This is a genomic window from Chryseobacterium sp. P1-3 (assembly GCF_000738495.1).
GTDB classification, from domain to species: Bacteria; Bacteroidota; Bacteroidia; order Flavobacteriales; family Weeksellaceae; genus Chryseobacterium; species Chryseobacterium gallinarum.
In genome coordinates this window covers 79,151-99,209 of sequence record NZ_JPEQ01000004.1, presented here as the reverse complement: position 1 = coordinate 99,209, position 20,059 = coordinate 79,151, and the positions used below count along the sequence as shown (strand labels likewise).

The window sequence follows — 20,059 nt, the reverse complement described above, 5'->3', positions numbered from 1 at the left end:
TCTCCATTATATTTTTTCTAAAGGATGGATATTATTAACGATAGCATAAATAACAATGCCTACTGTATTTCTGGCACCAATTTTTTCAAGAATACGCTGCCGGTGGCTTTCTACAGTTCTGGGACTGATAAATAATTTTTCTCCGATTTCATTGTTGGTAAATTCCTGGCAGATTAATTTTACTACGTCTTTTTCACGCTCAGACAATTCATCTTCGCTTTCAAAGAGTGAGTTTTTCTTGGCAGAACCATTCATATAAGTAAACAGCATCTGATGGTCTTCCGCTGTAAAAAACACACCGTTTTTATCTACCATTGTGATCGCATCAATAAAAGTTTTCCTGTTTGAATTTTTAGGAAGGAAGGCAGAGACTCCCAGCTTCACCATATAACCAAGAATAGATGTCTTATAGTGGGAAGAAAGGATAATGATTTTAAGATCCGGATATTTTTCTTTCAGAATCTCTACCAGCTCAAAGCCGTTCATTGGTTTCATCTGAACATCTACAAGGGCAATATCCGGGAAATCATGTTTTGAAAGTTTGTCCAGTGATTCTATAAAACTGGACCCGTTATCTGAGGTGAGGCATACTGATATATTTTTTTCATTTGACAGCAGCATTTTCACTCCTTCCAGGATCAGCTGTTCATCATCAATCAGGGCTATTTTAATTTGGGAACTCATTATGTTTTGGGAATTTTTATGATTAGACGGCTTCCTTTATTTAAAAAAGTATTTTTCCATTTATGGGCAGCATTCATAGACTTGATACGGGATTCAATATTCTTGATTCCCATTCCTTTTTTCACCTGTTCATAATCGAAGCCCTGGCCGTTATCTGAGATTACAACCGCCATATTCTGCGGGTAATCTTTTATATAGATCCATACATCTGTTGCTGTGGAATGCCTGATAACATTTGTAGTAAACTCCTGGATAATCCGGTATAGCTGTACTTCTATAAAAAGATCTTTCTTTTCGTATCCGGGCATTACCTGTAAAGAAATATTGATTTTATGGGAAAGGTTAGCGATCAGTTCTTCCACATACAATACCAGCCCTACAGATTCGAGGTTGACGGGATACAGGGTATGGGAAATGCTTCTGGCTGCATCAATCAGGGAAGACATCTGGGTATAAATATTTTTCTTAATCAGTTCATCTCCTTTTGTATCCAGGTTATTGAGCCATAAAGAAAGAATGTTTAGCCGGTTTCCGATATCATCATGAATCATCACCGCTATTCTCTTTCGCTCTTCTTCCTGGGCCCTTATATTTTCCAGTACCAGCTTTTTCTGATGAAGGACCTCAGCCTCATGCCGGGTATTTTTCTCTTGTATGATCCTGCTGATAAAAGCCCTGTAGGCGAGCAAAATAAAAGACACTATAATTGCTATGGTAACAATTATAAGTATCAGCAGGTTAATATTTAAAGTTACTTCTTTAATTTGATAAAAATATATAAAAATGAACAGTACAAAATACTTGAAAGAACATTATTGGCACTGAGAATAATAAGATAATCATCTTCAGACAGATGGGCAATCTGATGCTGAACAATAAAAAAGAATACAGAAACAGAGTAATAGAAAAAAATACAGGCATCTGCCGGTAAAAACCGGTTTTGAGAAGGACTGTCTTTAATTTCCCTGATTAAAATGGCTCCTGAAAGACAAATGATGATGATGTTGGAAATTACTTTTACAATGTCTGCATTCGCAGGGATGCCTGCTCCATATTTTAAAATCATAAAACCTGAAGCAAGGGCGGCGGCCAGAAGAAGGTAGTATTTAGGCACGTTCAGTTTCCTGATAAATAAGGCTGTCAATAAGAAAAATTCTCCGGCAATGTAAAAAGGATAAATAAATGAAGTATCATTAAGGTTGAAAATATAAGGCAAAATAAGGTTCAGCAATTCAATAAAAAAAAAGAAAAGCAATATAATGAAAATAGGGCTTCTCCTTATTGTTTAAAATGCGATACTTCACTGCTCCCAGTAGTATAACAGACAGGAGCAGTCCATAGTTCAGGAATAAGATTGCCCTATAAAGATCAGCCATCCTTACACTCTAATTACCAATTATTCATTCCTGCATCCGGTATACGGCATACAGGCGGACATGGTTTTGCCCAGTCATATGTATTGGAGATGATTTCTGCACTCTCAGCATTTTGAAGATCCACACGGAAGGAGATAAAAATCAGGGTAACCAGCATTTTCCCATAAATATCATTGTATCTTAGTCCAAAAGAACATGTAATCCCTGTTAATGTTGAATCCGAAAGGCATAAATCAGCTGTAGGAACATAGAATTTTTTAAATATTCCTTCACCATTATTCTCTTTATATTCTCTGTAAAGCCAGTCCAGTCCTTCATATCTCCATTTTTCAATCGCTTCTATCGCTTTATCCTGCGGCAAAACAGGTTGCGCAGAAACAGGAAAGGCCATATCTGCATTTTTATTAATATTCTGAAGATCTTTGGAAAGGATTGCATTTTTAACAATCGTATATTGCTGGGTTTCCTGCAGTTTCAGATCTTGCCCTAGTTCACAAAGGTTGTTATACGGATAGCTTTCCAGCGGAATTCTTACTCCTTTTTCATCCATCGGATAAAGAATCAGGATCAGCTTATTACTATATATACCCATTGCAGCACAAAACTCCGGATATTCTTTAAATCCGGTCATCCATTGAAGGTGTTCTGCGGAAATCTCAAAAACATAATGGGTGGGAATCAGATTTTTCATTCTGAGAAAATCAGAGCAGCATTTGCTCCATTCATCTGCTGCATCCTGACAATCTTTTGCAGAAAGCATAGAATCTACGATGTTTAATGTTGTCATGTAGGTAGTTTTTAGTTTTATAAAAATAAATAAACTAAAAATCCTACGCAAGTAAGATTTTAATTAATAATTCCTTACAGTAATATGATAACAACTTTGTTGCTTTTCTTTTATGTAATAAATTCTACCAGCATTCACATAATACTTTAAAACTTTCTCCAACGCCGCTTCCATTTTCGGATTATATTTAAGAACATTATTGAATCTTATATAGGAAATATCAAATGAATTTCCATAGTTATGTGAGCTTATTCCCAGTGAAGCATTCGAATTCACCTTTCTCAGCCTGCACTGGTCTTCAAGAGTCCGCGTAATGGAAGAAACTGTAAATGTTCCGCCTTTCGTGTCTTTGCTGAATCTGGCCCCCATCTTTTCGAGGGTAGCTTTAGCTTTAGAAACCATATAAGCTCTGCTGTAATCAAGCTTCAGAACACGGTATCCCTTTCCGGTCTTTTTAATCTTGTGAAACTTCCCGTTATTGATATATTTCTGAACTGTTTTAGAATCTTTCAACAATTGCACCCCAAAGCTCTTCGATGCATCAATATGAGGCCTATATAAAGCTGTTGGTTCCACTTTCAATACCGATGTAAGATCATAGCAGGGAAAAGCTTTTTTGGCTGTCTGCGAATAATGTAAGTTATAAATAAAAGGCACAAAGACCACACAAAGCAACTTTCTCATTAACCATCCTTTTAAATTACTAACGAAAGATAAAACATTTATGTTGTATCTTTCAGTTTCTATCATAATATTATCTGAACAAATCCCAAACAAACATTAAACCAATTTATTGAATTTACAATCTTTGTTCTCTTATTTTTGAAATATTTTTTCAGATTTATCTTTTTATTTTAAGATATAAATTCTACATTTGAGATACATTTTAAAAATAAACAATATGATAAAAAAACTTTTTGCTGAATTTTTCGGCACATTTTGGCTTGTTTTCGGAGGTTGTGGAAGTGCTGTCTTTGCAGCCGGCGTTCCCGACATTGGCATTGGACTTTTGGGAGTTGCCTTAGCTTTTGGTCTCACTGTTCTTACAATGGCTTATGCTGTAGGGCACATTTCCGGAGGCCATTTCAATCCCGCTGTTTCTTTCGGACTTCTGGCAGGCGGCAGATTTCCGGCAAAAGACCTTATCCCTTATATTGTAGCCCAGTGTCTGGGAGCTATCGTTGCAGCGGCTTGCCTATACACCATCCTTAATGGTGCCGGAGCAGTTGACTTCTCACAACCGGGAGCGTTTGCAACCAATTTTTACGGAGAAGCTGTTTACAACGGAAAGGCGTTCAGTATGGGAGCAGCATTCCTTGCTGAGTTTTTATTAACAGCCTTTTTCCTTATTGTGATTATGGGGGCAACAGACAGATGGGCTAATGGTAAGTTTGCCGGTATTGCTATCGGGCTTGCACTTACTTTAATTCACCTGATCTCCATCCCGATTACCAACACTTCTGTAAACCCCGCAAGATCTCTGTCACAGGCAGTTTTCACAGGCGGGCTTGCCATGTCGCAGCTTTGGCTGTTCTGGGCAGCTCCTATTTTAGGGGGAGTAGTAGGTGGATTGATTTACAAATTCTTACTTCAAAGAGATACCGCTGAAATAACAGATTAAATAAAAAAATAATAACAACTAAAAAATCCTGTCTTCGGCAGGATTTTATTTTATCTTTTTAATGTCAAAAGGATTTTTGAAAATAAGTTCCTCATGTTTCCCCTTAATTTCCATTTTCCGCTGAAGCAGATTAAGAGCCATTTTCCTGATGAAAAGATCTTTATCATTCAGCTTCCAGTATGAATCTTCGTGAAGTCTTTTGGGCTCACGAACAGGGTAAAATTCTGTTTCCCAGGTATCTGCATTGTGATAAAATTCAATAATTCCGCAATGCCCGGGAATCATTGCCGGGTCTACCATACCCATAGGAAGCAAAAAACTGAAGGCATTACAGACATAATCCCCGCAGGAAATTTTATCATGTTTTAAAAACTGATCGCCGGTTTCCTTATTGATATATGATTTTTTAAAATCATTTTTAAAATCACTTTTTGAAAGCTTGATTTCAATTTCATGGCTGAATCCGGCAGCATCAATGATCAGCATGTCTGCCTCCCAATCACCCTGAAAATAATTCGTCAATACAATTTCTCTTTCAAAATCACAATGGGAATAAATATAGGCGTGAACAAGTTCTTCAATTTTGATCATTGTTTACAGGTTGTATAATATTTGTTTAGAGTTAACAATAAATGTCAGGCTTTCCTGGTATTCCAATACACTTTCAACTCACCAGAAGGCTGCAACCCCTGATATCCGAGTGATCTATTCTTCCTAATACCTGGAATTTATTTCCTGTTATTTTCCCCAGATCCTGAGTCGCAATAAAAGCACAGGAATGGATATTGGCCAGGTCAATAATATTAATAGCTCCCGTTCTTCCTTCTTTTTCGTATGAAAAAGGATCTTCTGCGTTCCTGATCATGATTCTCATCCAGGCAGGACATTCGTATTCGTTATTTCCAAGGGAATAGGCTTGTGATAAAAGCTCTGTCATAGAATATTCGGAATAAATCCTATGGGTTTTAAAACCATCCTGAAGAATCTTCAGAAGCTCATCTTTTGTCATCTCCTCTTTTCTGCCTTTCATTCCACCGGTTTCAATAACTACTAAATTTTCCAGAAAACTGAATGATTTATCACTTTGCAGACAATAATCCAAAAAGTCTAACAGCGCAAAAGAAACCCCGAAAAGAATAACCTTTTGACCCCGCAGGGAATTTAAAAGGTCAAAAAGATCGGCATGATTATAAAGAAAATATCCGTTCTCCGGCCTGTCAGACTTTTTTCATCAGATAGTCTACCATGTAAATCAATGATGAATTTTGTCTCTCCAGGTAACTTGGAAGCAGCCCAAGGAAAATAAAGTCTTCAGGTTTGCCGATAAACCGTTCAAAACTTTTATAAATACTTTCTTCATATAAGCCCTGGTCCGCAATGAAATGTCTGGAAAGATTCATCCGGGTCGTTCCCGAACTCTGAAAGAAAAGATCAGCTGTTACATTTTTATCCAGAATCTGATGATTTTTAAACATTTCTATCGGGAGAAACGGTATTTTTTCCAAACCATCTACCTCATCAGGATTAATTTTCAAAAAATCAACAAACTTCCTGTATATTTCAACATGATCATACTGATAACGAAACGTTTTCAGTGATTCAGCTAAGAAGTCCTGTTCTGTCTGTATATTGAATATATTTTTCAATGGTATAATTTTTTTATCATCTTATAACTTCATTATAAGACAATTATCTATAAAAATATTTTTTATTTAATATTTTTTTAATATTGAAGTCATACTTTGGTAACAATTTTGCAATTATTTATTCGGAATATGGATTAAAAACAGAATGGGCTTCGGCTCATTCGAAATTACCTCTTTTCAGAGGTAATTTTTTTATGTTATTTTCCGAACACCTTCAGCTCAAAATCTTCGTCGAAAACCCCGTAAGTAAAGTAAGAAATCCAGTCACCGAGATTAATGTACTTTGAGCCGGGCTCCAGATCCAACACCATTGGAAGATGACGGTGCCCATAGATGAAATAATCAATTTTTTCCGTCTTCAGCTTTTCTTTGGAATAAATAATTAAAAATTCTTTTTCTTCTCCCAAGAAAGCCTTGTCTTCTTCCCCTGAAATCATTTTATTTTTTTGGGAAAGATACAATGCGATCTTCATGGCAATATCCGGGTGAAGCCATTTAAAAAGCCACTGGGCCACAGGATTGGTGAATAATTTTTTCATCCTTTTATATCCTTTGTCCCCGGGGCCTAATCCATCACCATGGGCCAGCAAAAACTGCTTTCCTCCCATTTCGAAATATTGCTTCTGATAAAAAACAGTACATCCTATTTCTTCTTCCAGATAATCCTTCATCCACAGATCATGATTTCCTACGAAGAAATAAATATGAATTCCCCGGTCTTTCAGTTCTGCAATTTTTCCCAGAACACGAACATATCCCTTTGGAACTACATGCTTCCATTCATGCCAAAAGTCAAAGAGATCACCCATTAAAAACAAAACCTGGGCATCTTCTTTGATTTCATCCATCCAGCGTATAAATTTTTCTTCACGCACTTTGCTTGCCTGAGGAGTTGGCGCTCCAAAATGCTGGTCTGAAGCAAAATAGACTTTTTTTCCGGGTTCTAGATTGATTGTTGTTTTTAACACCGCCTGAATTTTGTAGGATAAAATTATTGGTTATCTTCTGCAAACCATTCTCCATAAGAATTCTCAGTCTCATGAAGTTTAAGATAAGCTAAAGAAATTCCGTCCGGAAGTTTTGATTTTATTTTGGCTGCTATAGCGTACAACATATTTTCGCAGGTTGGCTGGAAACTGCAGTAGATCACTTTATGTCCTCTGGTTTCAAGATCATCACCCAACTCTTTATGTGGAGACAAAGCATTCACAAGAACCGCATGGTCCCATACATCTACAATTTCAGATTTTACGATACTTTTGATATCTCCAAAATCAACCACCATCCCGTTTTTAGGGTTTTCTATATCATTAATGGGTCTTCCTTTTACTGTCACAAACAGCTTATAGGAATGCCCATGCATATTTTTACATTTCCCATCGTAGTTGTACAGTACGTGAGCTGTTTCGAATGTAAAAAATTTTTGTAATACGTATCATAATGCAAAGATATGACAAAACAGTTTAACAAAGAAAAGACAGTTTCTATTGTAACGATTTCAACAGGGCTTTAATATATCACATAAGCCAATCCGGATTTTAACGATAACCAAGGCTTATTGTACAACTTTTTCAAAACGGCTGATCACTTTGTAATTCCTGTCTTTAATAATCATTTCGTACTTTCCTTTATTCAAAATCAGAAAATGGCTATCCTTTGAATCTTTAAGTTCCAGGATATCAGCGGGAATACCTTTTTTTTCAAACTCTCCTTTACGATAGGCAAAAACCAAAGCCGGATATTGAGTAACTGCAGAAGCCGGAATTTCTACAAATTTTCGATTTTCATTAAGCATCCAGCCGGGTCTTCCTTTTATATATTTTGTAACGGGATGAATAATTTTAACATCGGTAAATAGTTCTTTATCTTCTCCATTATATACCGACTGATCAGGATTGGTCAGGATAACAGATTCTGCATTTTTCATCCATCTCAGCAATGGCTCGTTATATTTCGGAAGGCTTTTTTCAGAAAACTGAACCTGGTCAATAGTGAAAGGATTAAGTCCCGTCAGATCAGAAAGTCTCCCTGCCATTGTTTTCTCCCATGATGTATGAACTCCTTCATAGACATGCTCATAACCACAGTAAATCAGATATTTTCCTTCCTTGTTTTTTTGCATAAAATCATAAATGTTTTTAGCCTGCCCGATTTCCCTTTCCTTTCCATTTCCTTCACTCTCATAGGGAAAAAGCTTAAAACCGGTTTTCAGTGCATGGTAAATAAAGTTTCCGAATTCGGGTTCCTGAGAATAAAACCCGCTATTACTATCTGCAAATTTTGTAATGTTTAAAGAGTCATTCTGTAATGTTTCAATTCCCAGGTATCTGTAGCCACGTTCATACAACCCTTTGAGCAACGAGGATACAAAATTCCTATGACTTGCATTGTGATGGGCTTCGTTAATAATGATTATTTTTTCATGGGAGGCCCGGTCCATAATATAATCTTTTGCATTGACCGGGATGAGTTTTGTTAACTTCAGGCTATCGGCAGCACTCAGTTTTTTAACCCTTCCGAAAGTGATATCCCAGCTCTCCAGAGCCTTTTTATATTGCCCGCTTATTGAGTAGTAGGTAGCTCCCATCTGACTTCTCCAGGATCCTGGTTTTGTAGTATCTTCTACTATGGTCTTTTTCACATCCTCTGAAAACCGATAGAAACTCTCCTGGGCATAACCCGAAAAGCCGAAAAATAGTACAAGAATTGAATAATAGAATTTCATGTTATTAGTTTTATTTTTGATTAACGATAGCAAAAAGCAAAGTAGCCGCTACCCAATGATTTTTTGGATGACAATATCAGGTCAGTTTTTCCAGCCAGTCATTTTCCAGGCGCTTGATTTTCTTTGTTTCCGGATCAAATAGAACCCATAGGGTACTGGAATTCACCAGCAACCGGTCATTACAATAAAACTCAACTTTTCTGGGCTGTTTTGCTCCTTCCGGTGATTCCGGGTATGTTTTGATGGTAATAATATCATTCAGGTAAGCCTGCTTTTTATATTGAATATGGTGGTCTAAAAGCATCCAGGCATCATTTGCATATTCTGTTTTCTGTTTCAGAAGGTCCCAGTGCTCTGCTGCTATTTCTTCCACCCAGTGCACATATTGCACATTATTGACGTGATTATTCTGATCGATATGTTCTTCAGTCACCTGTATCTGCTTTTGATGTACTAACTTCATTATTTCATATTCTATTGATCATCAAATATAGTAACTTTTGAATTGCCTCCTATGAGAAAACCCTCTCAAAGAATGAGAAGGTTTACATCAAAAAAATATGGAAAAAATGACTAATGAAACTGTGCAGTTTCCGTAGAATCTTTCATGGCAACTGTTGCAGATGAACCATTTGTAACAATATTCTGGATTTCATCAAAATATCCTGTTCCTACAAAAGACTGGTGTTTTACCGCTCGGAACCCTTTTTGCTGCAGGGCAAACTCACGTTCCTGCAATTCTGAATATCCTGCCATTCCTCTTTCTTTATAAGCTAAAGCCAATTCGAACATAGCTGTGTTCAAAGCGTGGAAACCTGCTAATGTGATAAACTGGAATTTATACCCCATTTTGGCAAGCTCCTCACGGAAAGTAGACATCTCTTCAACACTCAGTTTTGCAGCCCAGTTAAACGAAGGTGAGCAGTTATAAGCAAGCATCTTTCCCGGGAATTTGGCATGGATTCCTTCTGCAAATTTTCTTGCCTGTTCCAGATCAGGGTTAGAAGTTTCCATCCAGATTAAATCTGCATAAGGCGCATAGGACAATCCTCTGTCTATTCCCTGCTCTACTCCGTTTCTTACTACATAAAATCCTTCGGAAGTTCTCTCACCGGTGACAAATTTTTTGTCCCTGTCATCAATATCTGAGGTTAGCAAGTCTGCGGCATCAGCATCCGTTCTTGCAATGATAAGGCTCGGAACTCCTGATACATCTGCTGCAAGACGTGCTGCAATCAGTTTATTCACTGCTTCCTGGGTAGGGACCAATACTTTTCCTCCCAGGTGTCCGCATTTTTTTGCAGAAGAAAGCTGATCTTCAAAATGTACCCCGGCAGCTCCTGCCTCGATCATCTGCTTCATCAGTTCGAAAGCGTTCAGGTTTCCACCAAAGCCTGCTTCTGCATCAGCAATAATCGGTACCAGGTATTCTTTATTTCCTGTTCCGCTTACTGACTGAACCTGGTCTGCCCTTAATAAGGCATTGTTAATTTTCTTTACGACGGAAGGCACGGAATTCGCAGGGTATAAAGATTGATCCGGATACATTTCTCCGGACAAATTTGCATCTGCAGCTACCTGCCACCCTGAAAGGTATATTGCTTCCAGTCCTGCATCCACTTCCTGTACAGCCTGATTACCGGTTAATGCACCAAGCCCCGCCACATAGTCCTGGGAATTTAATTTTTCCCAAAGCTTTTTAGACATTTCCGTTGCGATGGTATAATCTATTTTATAAGAGCCTCTCAGTTTTAAAACTTCTTCTGCCGTGTAAGGTCTTTTCACTCCGTTCCAACGAGGGTTAGTCAGCCAATCTTGCTCTATAGCCTGGATTTGTTCTTGTTTTGTTTTCATAATATTTGGATTTGTTAGATTAAGGTTATGTAATAGTTGTTGATGTTAACCAATTGCTGGTCATTAGCTGTTTGATTGCGTTTTTTTTGGTTGGTATTTCTATTGGATAATTAGATAAACGGATAGGCTTTAAGGGTTAAAAATTCCTCAAAGTTCTCGGAGAAAACCAGTTCATTGAAAAGTTCTTTAGCCAGGTTGAATTTTCCGTTTTTAAAACGTTCTTCTCCCACATATTTTTCAATATTGTACATTTCTTCCGACTCCCATTGAAGGACCATATTCCGGGTGAGGGTCCTGTCGTCACTTAAGACGGCTTCGTTTTTCAGCCATTGCCAGATCTGGGTCCTTGAAATTTCTGCCGTAGCTGCATCTTCCATCAGATTATAAATTGCGGCCGCTCCTACTCCCATTAGCCAGCTTTCCAGGTAAAGGATTCCCACATTAATATTTTTCCTTACTCCTTTTTCTGTAATTTCACCTTTGGGAATTTCAAGCAGATCAGCTTCTTGTATATGGTATTCAAATTTTTTATCAATCTGGTTTTTGCCGGGCATATACTCGTCAAAAACTGCTTTTGCAACGGAAACCAATGCAGGATGTGCTACCCAGGTGCCATCATGCCCGTTTTTTACTTCCCTTTCTTTATCATTTCTTACTTTTTCGAAAGCCAGGGCATTTGCCTCATCGTTATCTTTCACAGGGATCTGTGCAGCCATTCCTCCCATAGCATGAACATTCCTTTTATGGCAGCCCTCAATCACTCTTTTTGAATAAGCATTCATAAAAGGTGAGACCATGGTTACCTGATCCCTGTCCGGCACAATAAATTCCGGAAGGTTTCTGAATTTTTTGATGTATGAAAAAATATAATCCCACCTGCCACAATTCAGACCTGCGCTATGTTCTTTTAATTCGTATAAAATTTCATCAATCTGAAATGAAGCGGTAATCGTTTCTATCAAAACAGTTGCCTTAATTGTTCCTTCAGGAATTCCCAGGTAATTCTGGGCAAAAACAAATACTTCGTTCCACCAGCGGGCCTCTTTATAATGTTCTAATTTGGGAAGGTAAAAGTAAGGACCACTTCCTCTTTCCAGAAGCCTTTTTGCGTTTCTGAAAAAATAAATTCCAAAATCAATCAATGATCCTGAAGATTCTTCTCCATTGATTTCAATGTTCTTTTCAGGAAGATGCAATCCACGGGGACGAACAATCAGAACTGCTGTATTTTCATTAAGCTGATAAGCTTTTCCTTTTTCATTTACAAAATCAATTGTCCTGTTCACGGCATCCGTAAGGTTCAGTTGTCCTTCCATACAATTCTCCCATGTAGGCGAATTGCTGTCTTCAAAATCAGCCATAAATGTCATTGCCCCGGAATTGAGAGCATTGATAATCATTTTACGGTCAACAGGTCCGGTGATTTCTACTCTTCTGTCTAATAAATCTTCCGGCAATGGTGCACAGACCCAGCTTCCGGCTCTGATTTCTTCTGTTTCTTTTAAAAACCCGGGCAGTATTCCCTGATCAAACTTTTGCTGAGTTTTTTTCCGTTCTTCTAAAAGTTCTGTTCTTTGGCGATCAAAATTCTGATGAAGAGCTACCAGGAAATCTATCAGATCCTGAGTGAAAATTTCTTCAAACTGCCTGCCTGCCTTTATTTTCAGTTGAGTCTTAGTTTCCATAACTTGTTGATTTTGTGATTTAATATTACAAACATAAACAAAAATTTTCACAAATAGCGAACGTTCGCTGTTTTTATTAAAAAATTATTATGCGAATAATCGCATCTATTATTTATCTTTGAGTATGAATTCAGAAAGCGACTTTATCAAAACGGTTTTCGGACTGAAACTGAAACAACAGAGACAAAAGAAAAACTGGTCATTACAGGATCTTGCCGTAAAAACCGGACTTTCAAAATCTTATCTCAACGAAATCGAGAACGGAAAAAAATACCCCAAGCATGACAAAATCATCCAGCTTTCCGAAGCTTTGCAATGTACTTTTGACGACCTCGTTTCCACAAAGCTGGATAAGAGTCTCGCTCCGTTTAACGAAATCCTGCAGTCTGATTTTTTTAAAGAGGTCCCTTTAGAGCTATTCGGGATTAATAAAAACAACCTCATCAGCATCATCAGTGATGCCCCCAAAAAAGTAACGGCTTTCATCAATGCCCTGATTGAAATTTCCCAAAATTATAATCTCGGAAAAGAAAGATTTTACTTCGCGGTACTGAGATCTTTCCAGGAGCTTTATGATAATTATTTTCCTGAAATAGAAGAAAAAGTAAGTCTTTTTACCCGGGAAAACAACCTTACAACTGATAAAAATTTACAATCTGACATTCTGGAAAAAATACTTTCAGAAAAATTCAATTACAGCATCCAGTCTGAAGATTTTGAAAAATACGGAACCCTGGATCATCTCCGTTCCCTGTTTATGCCTGAAAAAAAACTATTGCTTCTGAACAGGAAACTTGAAAAGGATCAGAAAACCTTTATTCTGGCTAAAGAAATCGGGTTTAATGTGTTGGAATTAAAAGTTCGTCCTACCACATATTCATGGCTTGACTTCGGAAGTTTTGAAGAAATTCTGAATAATTTTTATGCGTCTTATTTTGCGGGAGCTTTGTTAATATCAAAAGAACCCGTCATCGAAAAAACCGCAGACTTTTTTCTTCACAATAAATGGGAGCCCCAAAACTTTGAAGAACTTATCAGCAGTTTTACCCACTCCCCTGAAACTTTTTACTACCGGCTTACAAATATCCTTTCTGCTGAAATGGGAATTAAAGATCTTTTCTACTTATGCCTGGTAAAAAAGAAAGATTCGGACAAAATCCAGATTTTAAAAGAACTTCATCTCAACCATCAGCAAGCTCCCCATGCCAATGCAACCAATGAACACTATTGCAGAAGATGGATTGCTGTAAAGAATCTTCATTACCTGAAGGAAAATGAAACCCTGACCGGTGCTCAGATCTCTCATTATAAAGATCAAGGCATCAGCTACCTGGTGATTTCCACTTCTCAGAAAAACCCTTTTTCAGACGGAAGCAACAGAAGCTATTGTCTGGGCATTTTGTTAAATCCGCACACCATCAAGAAGATAGGTTTTATCAAATCACCGTCTCTTCAAACCATTAATGTAGGAGTTACCTGTGAATCCTGCAGTATACCTGATTGTGAAGTAAGGCAGGCACCTCCGGTAAGACTGGATAAAGAGCATTTTAATCTCAGTATGAAAAATTCAATAGAAAAGATCCGGAAGGAGTTTGAGAAATAAGCCTTAAAAAGATTTGAAGAATATCAAGCTATGGATAAAGGTATTTTCCGGCAGGAAAGTATTTCATAACTTTAGCAAAAACACACAATGATACTTGACTTACTTTTCCCTAACCGCTGCATTCACTGCAATAGAATTATCAGCCCTGAACTTCTGGTTTGTAATGTATGTTTTGATCAGATTCATTTTACCCATTATGATTTTTCCGGCAATAATCCGGTCAGGGAAAAGTGTAAATTGCTGTTCCCTGTTGAAAACACTTATGCTTTGATGCAGTTTGAGGAACAAGGTTTAAGCCGTAAAATCATTCATGAACTTAAATACAGAAGCAGAGAAAAGGCAGGAAAAACACTCGCGGAATGGACGGCGGAACGACTGGATTTTAGAGACAAAACACCGGATCTTATGGTAAGTGTCCCGCTACATCCGAAAAAATTAAAGGAAAGAGGATATAACCAGCTTCATTTATTTACAGAGACATTATCAATATTATATGGTATTCCGTACCACCATGAACTTATTAAAAGAAATCATTATTCAAAAGCACAGGCATTGAAAGACAGGGAGCATCGTTTAAGTACAGCTAACGCTTTCTCACTTACCCAGGCTGTTACAGGGAAACATATCCTTTTGATTGATGATGTTTTTACAACCGGGAATACGGTTTCATCTATCGCATGGGAGCTTTTAAATGCCGGAAACAATAAAGTAAGTGTTCTGGTAATGGCGATGGATCTTTAAAATAATCAGTGATAACTGAAGTCTTTATCGGTTCATGTATACCCTGATCGTACTTCCGGTATAAAAACACGCAATGGATAAAGTAAGATCTAGTTTATTATTGATTTTATATACAATCCGGATCTTTAATTATCGCTGAAGTTTTTCTCCGTAGCTCAAATCTCCTGCATCACCTAATCCGGGAGTGATATATCCTTTTGAAGTTAATTGTTCATCAATAGCTCCTACCCATATCTGAGCGTCAGGATAAGCATTCTGAACCGTTTCTACCCCTTGCCTCGAAGCAATTGCTGCTACGATATGAAGTTGGGTAGGGTTTCCGTTCGTCAATAAGTCTTTGATGGCTTCAATCAGGGAGGCTCCTGTTGCCAGCATCGGATCTGCAACAATTAACGGTCTTCCTTCAATGCTTGGGCAGGTGAGATAATCCTGTTTAATGGAAAAATAATCGTTGGCATCATGTTTTCTGTAAGCGGCTACGAAACCACAATCTGCCCTGTCCAGGTAATTCAGTATTCCTTCGAATAAGGGTACTCCGGCTCTTAAAATAGTTGTAATAACAGGTTGTACCGCAATCTCCCTGCTTTTGATGGTATCTAAAGGAGTTTGAATTTCAACTTCTCTATGCTCTAATCCTTTACTGATCTCAAAGGCCGCAATTTCTCCGATTCTTTCCATATTTCTCCGGAACCTCATCCGATCGTGCTGAACTTCCACGTTTCGAAGTTCATTAATCCATTCATTAACAAGAGAAAATTGTTGCGATAAAATAGTAAGCATGAAGATCTTAATTTTTAATTCTGCAAAATTACAACTAAAAAAACGAATTTGCAGGTTGATGTCAATAAGAATAAGGTATGAGCATAAAAAAAACCTGATAAGAATATCCCACCAGGTTTTTATGAAAAGTCATTTTATTTTTGTCTGAAATATACTTCAATTGGGACTCCGGTAAATCCGAACTCTTTTCTCAACTGATTTTCAGTAAATCTTTTATAAGGTTCTTTCACATACTGCGGAAGATTACAGAAGAATACGAATTGTGGTGAAGGTGTAGGAAGCTGAACACAGTATTTAATTTTAATGTATTTCCCTTTATTGGCCGGTGGAGGTGTTTGCTCAAAAATCGGAAGCATTACCTCGTTCAGTTTTGAGGTTTTGATTTTTTTCTTACGGTCTTCATACACTTCCATTGCTACTTCTACTGCTTTCAAAATTCTTTGCTTCGTTAAAGCTGAGATGAATAGAATCGGAATATCCTGAAACTGGCCTATTTTGTCTTTGATAGATTTTTCAAAATCCCGCATTGTGTTCGTTTGCTTGTCTTCAATCAAATCCCACTTGTTTACCAGAATAACAATTCCTTTTCTGTTTTTCTGAGCCAGTCCGAAAATATTCATATCCTGGGATTCCCATCCCTGGGTAGCATCTACCATGATGATCACTACATCAGAATATTCAATAGAGCGGATAGATCTCATAACGGAATAGAATTCAAGATCTTCATTCACCTTGGATTTTTTTCTCATTCCGGCCGTATCTACCAATACAAACTCGTGTCCGAATTTGTTATACAGGGTCTGGATGCTGTCTCTTGTTGTTCCTGCAATGTCAGTAACAATATTTCTTTCTACATCCAACAATGCGTTGGTCAACGTAGATTTTCCTACATTCGGACGACCAGCTATTGTAATCTTAGGCAATCCTTCAAAAGGATCTTTATATTCTGTAGTCGGGAAATCTTTCACAATATCATCCAGCAAATCACCGGTTCCTGATCCTGTAGCCGAAGAAAGTGTATAATATTTTTCAATACCCAACTGATAGAATTCTGTTGCCGGGAGTTCTTCCTTCGCTGAATCAACTTTGTTGACAACAATATAAATAGGTTTATTGGATCTTCTCAGCAATCTGTAAATTTCGTGGTCTGTATCAGTAAGCCCCTCTTCTACATTCATCATAAAAATAATAGATGTGGCTTCGTCCACCGCCAGCTGTACCTGCTTACGGATCTCTTCCTCAAAGATATCATCAGTTCCTACATCGTATCCTCCGGTATCAATTACGGTAAAGTCTACACCATTCCAGTCGGATTTCCCGTAGTGACGGTCTCTGGTTACACCTGCTGTAGAATCTACAATGGCTTCCCTTCTTTCCAATAAACGATTAAAAAGCGTGGATTTTCCTACGTTGGGACGCCCAACGATTGCGACAATATTTGACATAAAAAAAAATGTTTAATAATCCTTTATTACTCAGGATATGTTATTAATGGGTTACTCCAACTTTTGGAGCCCAATTTTTTTGCAAAGATAAGGTTTATTATTTAATGCCCAGTATAAGGATTTCTGGTTTAATCAATTGAAGCCGGGAGATAGAAGCTGGAAGTTATTTCTTCTTTAAAAGTAAATATTCGTTTAACTTTTATTAATTAACTGAAAACAGCTTCCAACGCCTTTTTCAGCTTCCAGCCTGTATAATTACCTTTCTTAATCCGAATTCAGGCTATTGAGTATTAAAAGTCTCATTTATTTTGATTTTTTTATTAAAAATAATTATTTGGATATCAATACCTAAAGCCGTTTATACTGCTGTTATACGCATTAATTTTTAATTTAAATTTTCATATTTAAAATTAATTTTCTAATTTCGCGGCATCAAAACAGACCCATGGTGTAGCGGTAACACTACTGATTTTGGTTCAGTCATCTGGGGTTCGAATCCCTGTGGGTCTACAAACCATCCTTTTTAAAGGGTGGTTTTTTGTTTTAAATCATAGCTTGCTTCAGGATCAGGTAAAAAATACGGCATCATCCCGCCAACACAAGGTTTTGAATTTAGAAAAGTATCAGAAACTCAGATTCAGTGGAAAGACAATAGTAACGGACATGGGTTAATTAGTAAAAATATAGCAAAAAACAGAGCCCGGACCTTATTGGGTTGAGGCTTATTTTATCTCTGCAATACCGATGAACGGGATTGTATGTAAACTGCCACATAGTACCAATACATACTACAAGTTTATTTCATAATTAATCATCCTCTAATTACACTTAATCAGCTCAAACTCTCTAATCGGGAAAATGCTGAGAAAATGAAAGATACATCATAAATTAAATACGACATATTTTGTCGCTTTGACGGTATATATTTGTATTAAACAATATATGGTTTCCCGTATTAAGTGATTGAGTGCTTTTTATATCTTTGTCGCCAAGAAAACTAAATAACATTTTAATTTTATACAAATAATGAAAAACAAATTTATTGCGAAGTTACTTTTCTTAGTAACCATTATGCTCTTGTTATATTCCTGTAGAAATGAACTAACACCAGAACAAGAAACGTACAACAACAGTGGTCAATTCAGGCCAACATCCCAAACAATTCGTTTGGAACAAAGTAAACATAAATTAGTTCTTAAAACTGAATTACAAAAAGTACAAAACAATCTAACAGAAATCAAAACTAATTCATCAGGCAAAACAGTTGATTTCACAAATGGAGTTTCGATTGCCACAGACAACGTAACTTACATTGAATACGGACCAACTTTCCATACCTACACATTTAATCTGGTTAGAGAAAATACTCCTGAAAATGCGCCATTAGAAAATTTAGTATTATCTTCACTACCTGATGGAACTTATAAAGAACTTTTAGTAACTTACAATTTTACACCACAGGAAAAATTTGATTTACTTGCAGGTAAAGGAGTAAAAACAGCAGGTAAAACCACAGCTATTGAACTCGCAAAAGGAACATACGGAGGAGTAATTTCTAATAGAAGCATGGGAGGTACCGAATCCTGCTCTTACCAAACTGTAGATATGTACTTTTCTTGTTATACTGGAGACCATAACCAAACTAATGAAAGTACTTGGGGCAGTTGCAACTGGCAAAGTCAAGGAGGTTATCCTGCTCAACATCTTACTGTAGTAGCATTAGTTTGTGGAGCAGATACAAGTCTAGATGACGGAACAGGAAACGGAGGAGGTACTAGCGTTGGTGACACAAGAGGCTTAGGAAGCGGACCTAATGAAGGAACTCCTACAATACCAACATTTTCACTAGCCAGCAAAGCATCACCATGCGAAAAAACAAAAGTAATGTTGAATAGACCTAATGTGCAACAAGGCATTAACAATGTAAAAGGGAATGCAAAGTTGTCTGTTACTAATCCAAATATCGGAGAATTAGGATTTAAAGAAAAGAAAGACGGAACTGTAGTGCTTGCTGATATTAATTCTGCTCATCAGGTTGTATTTAAAGATATAACAGATGGTTATGGAGGTTATCACAATCATACAGCTACAGGAATTCACATGTTTTCGCCTCCTGATATCGTGGATACTTTATTTGGATTTGCAGCAGCACAAAGCGTATATGATGGTGTGGGAAATGCTTATTTTGGTATGATTGCCGGTGAACCTTGTAACACTTGTCCTGACAACGTTAAATATATACATTATGTAATACGTTATGTAGGTACAGGAACAGAATTAGCAAATTTTGTATATTCACCTGAACAAATGAAACAAATTTTAATAGATTATCAAAAAAAAGAGGCTAAATTAACCAACACAAGCATTAGTGGAACTTCATATATCAATTCAGCAGGCGATTTAAATGAAAAAGGATTAGAAAAATTGTTTTTTGATACTTTGACAAATATGGGACTTGACAACAAGGTAGTCCTTCAGCGTGTAGAGCCTAATGGAACAGTATATAATGTAACAAAAGATATTACTGGTTCAATTACAGCAACTCCTTGTCCTTAATACTAATCAAAATAATAAATTTAAATATGAAAACAACATATAACAAAATAGTAGTAATTCTAATTTTATTTTTAAGTCTTATATCTTGCAAAGCACAACAAACATTCCCCTTAAATTCAGATTATGAAGAAATTCCACAAAACTCTTATCTGAAAGATTTAAACAATGAATTAGCTCCCTATATTGGGACTTATAAGACAAGTTTTGAAGGTAATGAAATTATCTTATACATTACCAAACAAGATAATAAATTAGAAAAGTTTGGTCAGAAAAATTATTATATGGATGCTTTAATCGTAAAATATATTGTCAAAAACTCATCTGGAAATATCTTACAAGATACACAAAATGATACTTCATCTAAGATAGAATTGTATAGTATTGGAACAAAACCCACTAAAAATGAAATAATTTTTGTATATTCTGGTACAAACTGTTATGTTGGATGGGGTAAAATAATATTAAAAAAAAGTTAATACCACACAACTTTCCTGGGAATATCGTCCAAATGATATTACAACAACAGAAAGTAAATGCCCTTCCACTTTGGATACAA

The 20,059-nt window shown here is 36.8% G+C and carries 18 protein-coding genes, 1 tRNA gene and 2 pseudogenes; 6 read left to right on the top strand and 15 right to left on the bottom strand.

What is annotated here, in order from left to right; translation table 11 throughout:
* Positions 1–6 precede the first annotated feature (6 nt).
* The 5 genes from HX13_RS03185 to HX13_RS03165 all read right to left on the bottom strand — a co-directional run bounded on the left by HX13_RS03185 (position 7) and on the right by HX13_RS03165 (position 3,531).
* Positions 7–684 carry a response regulator transcription factor gene (locus HX13_RS03185; protein ID WP_050019884.1) on the bottom strand — a complete coding sequence of 226 codons (678 nt, stop codon included), beginning with the start codon at positions 682–684 and terminating at the stop codon, positions 7–9.
* Complete coding sequence (locus HX13_RS03180) at positions 684–1,385, bottom strand: sensor histidine kinase (RefSeq protein ID WP_238554996.1); 702 nt, start codon at positions 1,383–1,385, stop codon at positions 684–686. Before HX13_RS03180 ends, HX13_RS03185 begins: the two co-directional genes overlap by 1 nt.
* A gap of 50 nt (positions 1,386–1,435) precedes the next feature.
* Positions 1,436–1,915, bottom strand: coding sequence for a hypothetical protein (locus HX13_RS03175; RefSeq protein ID WP_157837400.1), 480 nt, complete (start codon positions 1,913–1,915; stop codon positions 1,436–1,438).
* Between the two features lie 158 nt (positions 1,916–2,073).
* The gene (locus tag HX13_RS03170) at positions 2,074–2,847 is read right to left on the bottom strand and encodes a hypothetical protein (protein ID WP_050019882.1); all 774 of its coding nucleotides are present in this window, start codon (positions 2,845–2,847) and stop codon (positions 2,074–2,076) included.
* A 63-nt stretch (positions 2,848–2,910) separates the two neighbouring features.
* Positions 2,911–3,531 carry a DUF5715 family protein gene (locus HX13_RS03165; protein ID WP_050020444.1) on the bottom strand — a complete coding sequence of 207 codons (621 nt, stop codon included), beginning with the start codon at positions 3,529–3,531 and terminating at the stop codon, positions 2,911–2,913.
* A 220-nt stretch (positions 3,532–3,751) separates the two neighbouring features.
* Between HX13_RS03165 and aqpZ the strand changes: the two genes are divergently transcribed.
* The gene (aqpZ, locus tag HX13_RS03160) at positions 3,752–4,468 is read left to right on the top strand and encodes an aquaporin Z (RefSeq protein ID WP_050020443.1); all 717 of its coding nucleotides are present in this window, start codon (positions 3,752–3,754) and stop codon (positions 4,466–4,468) included.
* A gap of 45 nt (positions 4,469–4,513) precedes the next feature.
* Here aqpZ and HX13_RS03155 read toward each other — a convergent pair whose 3' ends face one another.
* The 8 genes and pseudogenes from HX13_RS03155 to aceB all read right to left on the bottom strand — a co-directional run bounded on the left by HX13_RS03155 (position 4,514) and on the right by aceB (position 12,378).
* Positions 4,514–5,059, bottom strand: coding sequence for a hypothetical protein (locus HX13_RS03155; RefSeq protein ID WP_050019881.1), 546 nt, complete (start codon positions 5,057–5,059; stop codon positions 4,514–4,516).
* Positions 5,060–5,132: 73 nt separating this feature from the next.
* A pseudogene (locus HX13_RS03150) lies at positions 5,133–6,114 on the bottom strand (acyl transferase).
* A 197-nt stretch (positions 6,115–6,311) separates the two neighbouring features.
* Positions 6,312–7,082 (bottom strand): UDP-2,3-diacylglucosamine diphosphatase, encoded by a 771-nt coding sequence (locus HX13_RS03145; RefSeq protein ID WP_050019880.1) that lies wholly within the window; start codon positions 7,080–7,082, stop codon positions 6,312–6,314.
* A gap of 23 nt (positions 7,083–7,105) precedes the next feature.
* A pseudogene (locus HX13_RS03140) lies at positions 7,106–7,553 on the bottom strand (6-pyruvoyl trahydropterin synthase family protein).
* Between the two features lie 116 nt (positions 7,554–7,669).
* Positions 7,670–8,839, bottom strand: a complete 1,170-nt coding sequence (locus tag HX13_RS03135) for a hypothetical protein (protein ID WP_050019878.1) — start codon at positions 8,837–8,839, stop codon at positions 7,670–7,672.
* A gap of 76 nt (positions 8,840–8,915) precedes the next feature.
* Positions 8,916–9,302, bottom strand: coding sequence for an acyl-CoA thioesterase (locus HX13_RS03130; protein WP_050019877.1), 387 nt, complete (start codon positions 9,300–9,302; stop codon positions 8,916–8,918).
* 110 nt (positions 9,303–9,412) lie between these two features.
* Positions 9,413–10,693 carry an isocitrate lyase gene (gene aceA / locus HX13_RS03125; RefSeq protein WP_050019876.1) on the bottom strand — a complete coding sequence of 427 codons (1,281 nt, stop codon included), beginning with the start codon at positions 10,691–10,693 and terminating at the stop codon, positions 9,413–9,415.
* 110 nt (positions 10,694–10,803) lie between these two features.
* Positions 10,804–12,378, bottom strand: a complete 1,575-nt coding sequence (gene aceB, locus HX13_RS03120; RefSeq protein WP_050019875.1) for a malate synthase A — start codon at positions 12,376–12,378, stop codon at positions 10,804–10,806.
* 124 nt (positions 12,379–12,502) lie between these two features.
* On the opposite strand from aceB, the gene HX13_RS03115 reads away from it, so the two are divergent.
* Both HX13_RS03115 and HX13_RS03110 read left to right on the top strand, forming a co-directional pair.
* Positions 12,503–13,981: a helix-turn-helix domain-containing protein gene (locus tag HX13_RS03115; RefSeq protein WP_050019874.1), complete on the top strand. Its 1,479-nt coding sequence runs from the start codon at positions 12,503–12,505 to the stop codon at positions 13,979–13,981.
* A gap of 87 nt (positions 13,982–14,068) precedes the next feature.
* Positions 14,069–14,722, top strand: coding sequence for a ComF family protein (locus HX13_RS03110; RefSeq protein ID WP_050019873.1), 654 nt, complete (start codon positions 14,069–14,071; stop codon positions 14,720–14,722).
* A gap of 129 nt (positions 14,723–14,851) precedes the next feature.
* Here the strand turns inward: HX13_RS03110 and upp are convergent, their stop codons facing one another.
* Both upp and der read right to left on the bottom strand, forming a co-directional pair.
* Positions 14,852–15,502, bottom strand: a complete 651-nt coding sequence (gene upp / locus HX13_RS03105; protein WP_050019872.1) for a uracil phosphoribosyltransferase — start codon at positions 15,500–15,502, stop codon at positions 14,852–14,854.
* 134 nt (positions 15,503–15,636) lie between these two features.
* The gene (gene der, locus HX13_RS03100) at positions 15,637–16,947 is read right to left on the bottom strand and encodes a ribosome biogenesis GTPase Der (RefSeq protein ID WP_050019871.1); all 1,311 of its coding nucleotides are present in this window, start codon (positions 16,945–16,947) and stop codon (positions 15,637–15,639) included.
* Between the two features lie 439 nt (positions 16,948–17,386).
* Here der and HX13_RS03095 point away from each other — a divergent pair.
* The 3 genes from HX13_RS03095 to HX13_RS03085 all read left to right on the top strand — a co-directional run bounded on the left by HX13_RS03095 (position 17,387) and on the right by HX13_RS03085 (position 19,979).
* Positions 17,387–17,457 (top strand) — tRNA-Gln (locus HX13_RS03095).
* 516 nt (positions 17,458–17,973) lie between these two features.
* Complete coding sequence (locus HX13_RS03090) at positions 17,974–19,503, top strand: hypothetical protein (protein ID WP_050019870.1); 1,530 nt, start codon at positions 17,974–17,976, stop codon at positions 19,501–19,503.
* A 26-nt stretch (positions 19,504–19,529) separates the two neighbouring features.
* A complete protein-coding gene (locus HX13_RS03085; protein WP_128572169.1) occupies positions 19,530–19,979 on the top strand; it encodes a DUF6705 family protein in 450 nt (149 codons plus the stop codon).
* The last annotated feature ends 80 nt before the right edge of the window (positions 19,980–20,059 follow it).

Bases quoted from the DNA above. Each gene is read 5' to 3' on its own strand.
- HX13_RS03135 (WP_050019878.1), bottom strand. From the start codon at position 8,839: ATGAAATTCTATTATTCAATTCTTGTACTATTTTTCGGCTTTTCGGGT.
- HX13_RS03170 (WP_050019882.1), bottom strand. From the start codon at position 2,847: ATGACAACATTAAACATCGTAGATTCTATGCTTTCTGCAAAAGATTGT.
- aceA (WP_050019876.1), bottom strand. From the start codon at position 10,693: ATGAAAACAAAACAAGAACAAATCCAGGCTATAGAGCAAGATTGGCTG.
- HX13_RS03085 (WP_128572169.1), top strand. From the start codon at position 19,530: ATGAAAACAACATATAACAAAATAGTAGTAATTCTAATTTTATTTTTA.
- aceB (WP_050019875.1), bottom strand. From the start codon at position 12,378: ATGGAAACTAAGACTCAACTGAAAATAAAGGCAGGCAGGCAGTTTGAA.
- HX13_RS03165 (WP_050020444.1), bottom strand. From the start codon at position 3,531: ATGAGAAAGTTGCTTTGTGTGGTCTTTGTGCCTTTTATTTATAACTTA.
- HX13_RS03110 (WP_050019873.1), top strand. From the start codon at position 14,069: ATGATACTTGACTTACTTTTCCCTAACCGCTGCATTCACTGCAATAGA.
- HX13_RS03155 (WP_050019881.1), bottom strand. From the start codon at position 5,059: ATGATCAAAATTGAAGAACTTGTTCACGCCTATATTTATTCCCATTGT.
- HX13_RS03115 (WP_050019874.1), top strand. From the start codon at position 12,503: ATGAATTCAGAAAGCGACTTTATCAAAACGGTTTTCGGACTGAAACTG.
- upp (WP_050019872.1), bottom strand. From the start codon at position 15,502: ATGCTTACTATTTTATCGCAACAATTTTCTCTTGTTAATGAATGGATT.
- der (WP_050019871.1), bottom strand. From the start codon at position 16,947: ATGTCAAATATTGTCGCAATCGTTGGGCGTCCCAACGTAGGAAAATCC.
- HX13_RS03185 (WP_050019884.1), bottom strand. From the start codon at position 684: ATGAGTTCCCAAATTAAAATAGCCCTGATTGATGATGAACAGCTGATC.
- HX13_RS03130 (WP_050019877.1), bottom strand. From the start codon at position 9,302: ATGAAGTTAGTACATCAAAAGCAGATACAGGTGACTGAAGAACATATC.
- HX13_RS03090 (WP_050019870.1), top strand. From the start codon at position 17,974: ATGAAAAACAAATTTATTGCGAAGTTACTTTTCTTAGTAACCATTATG.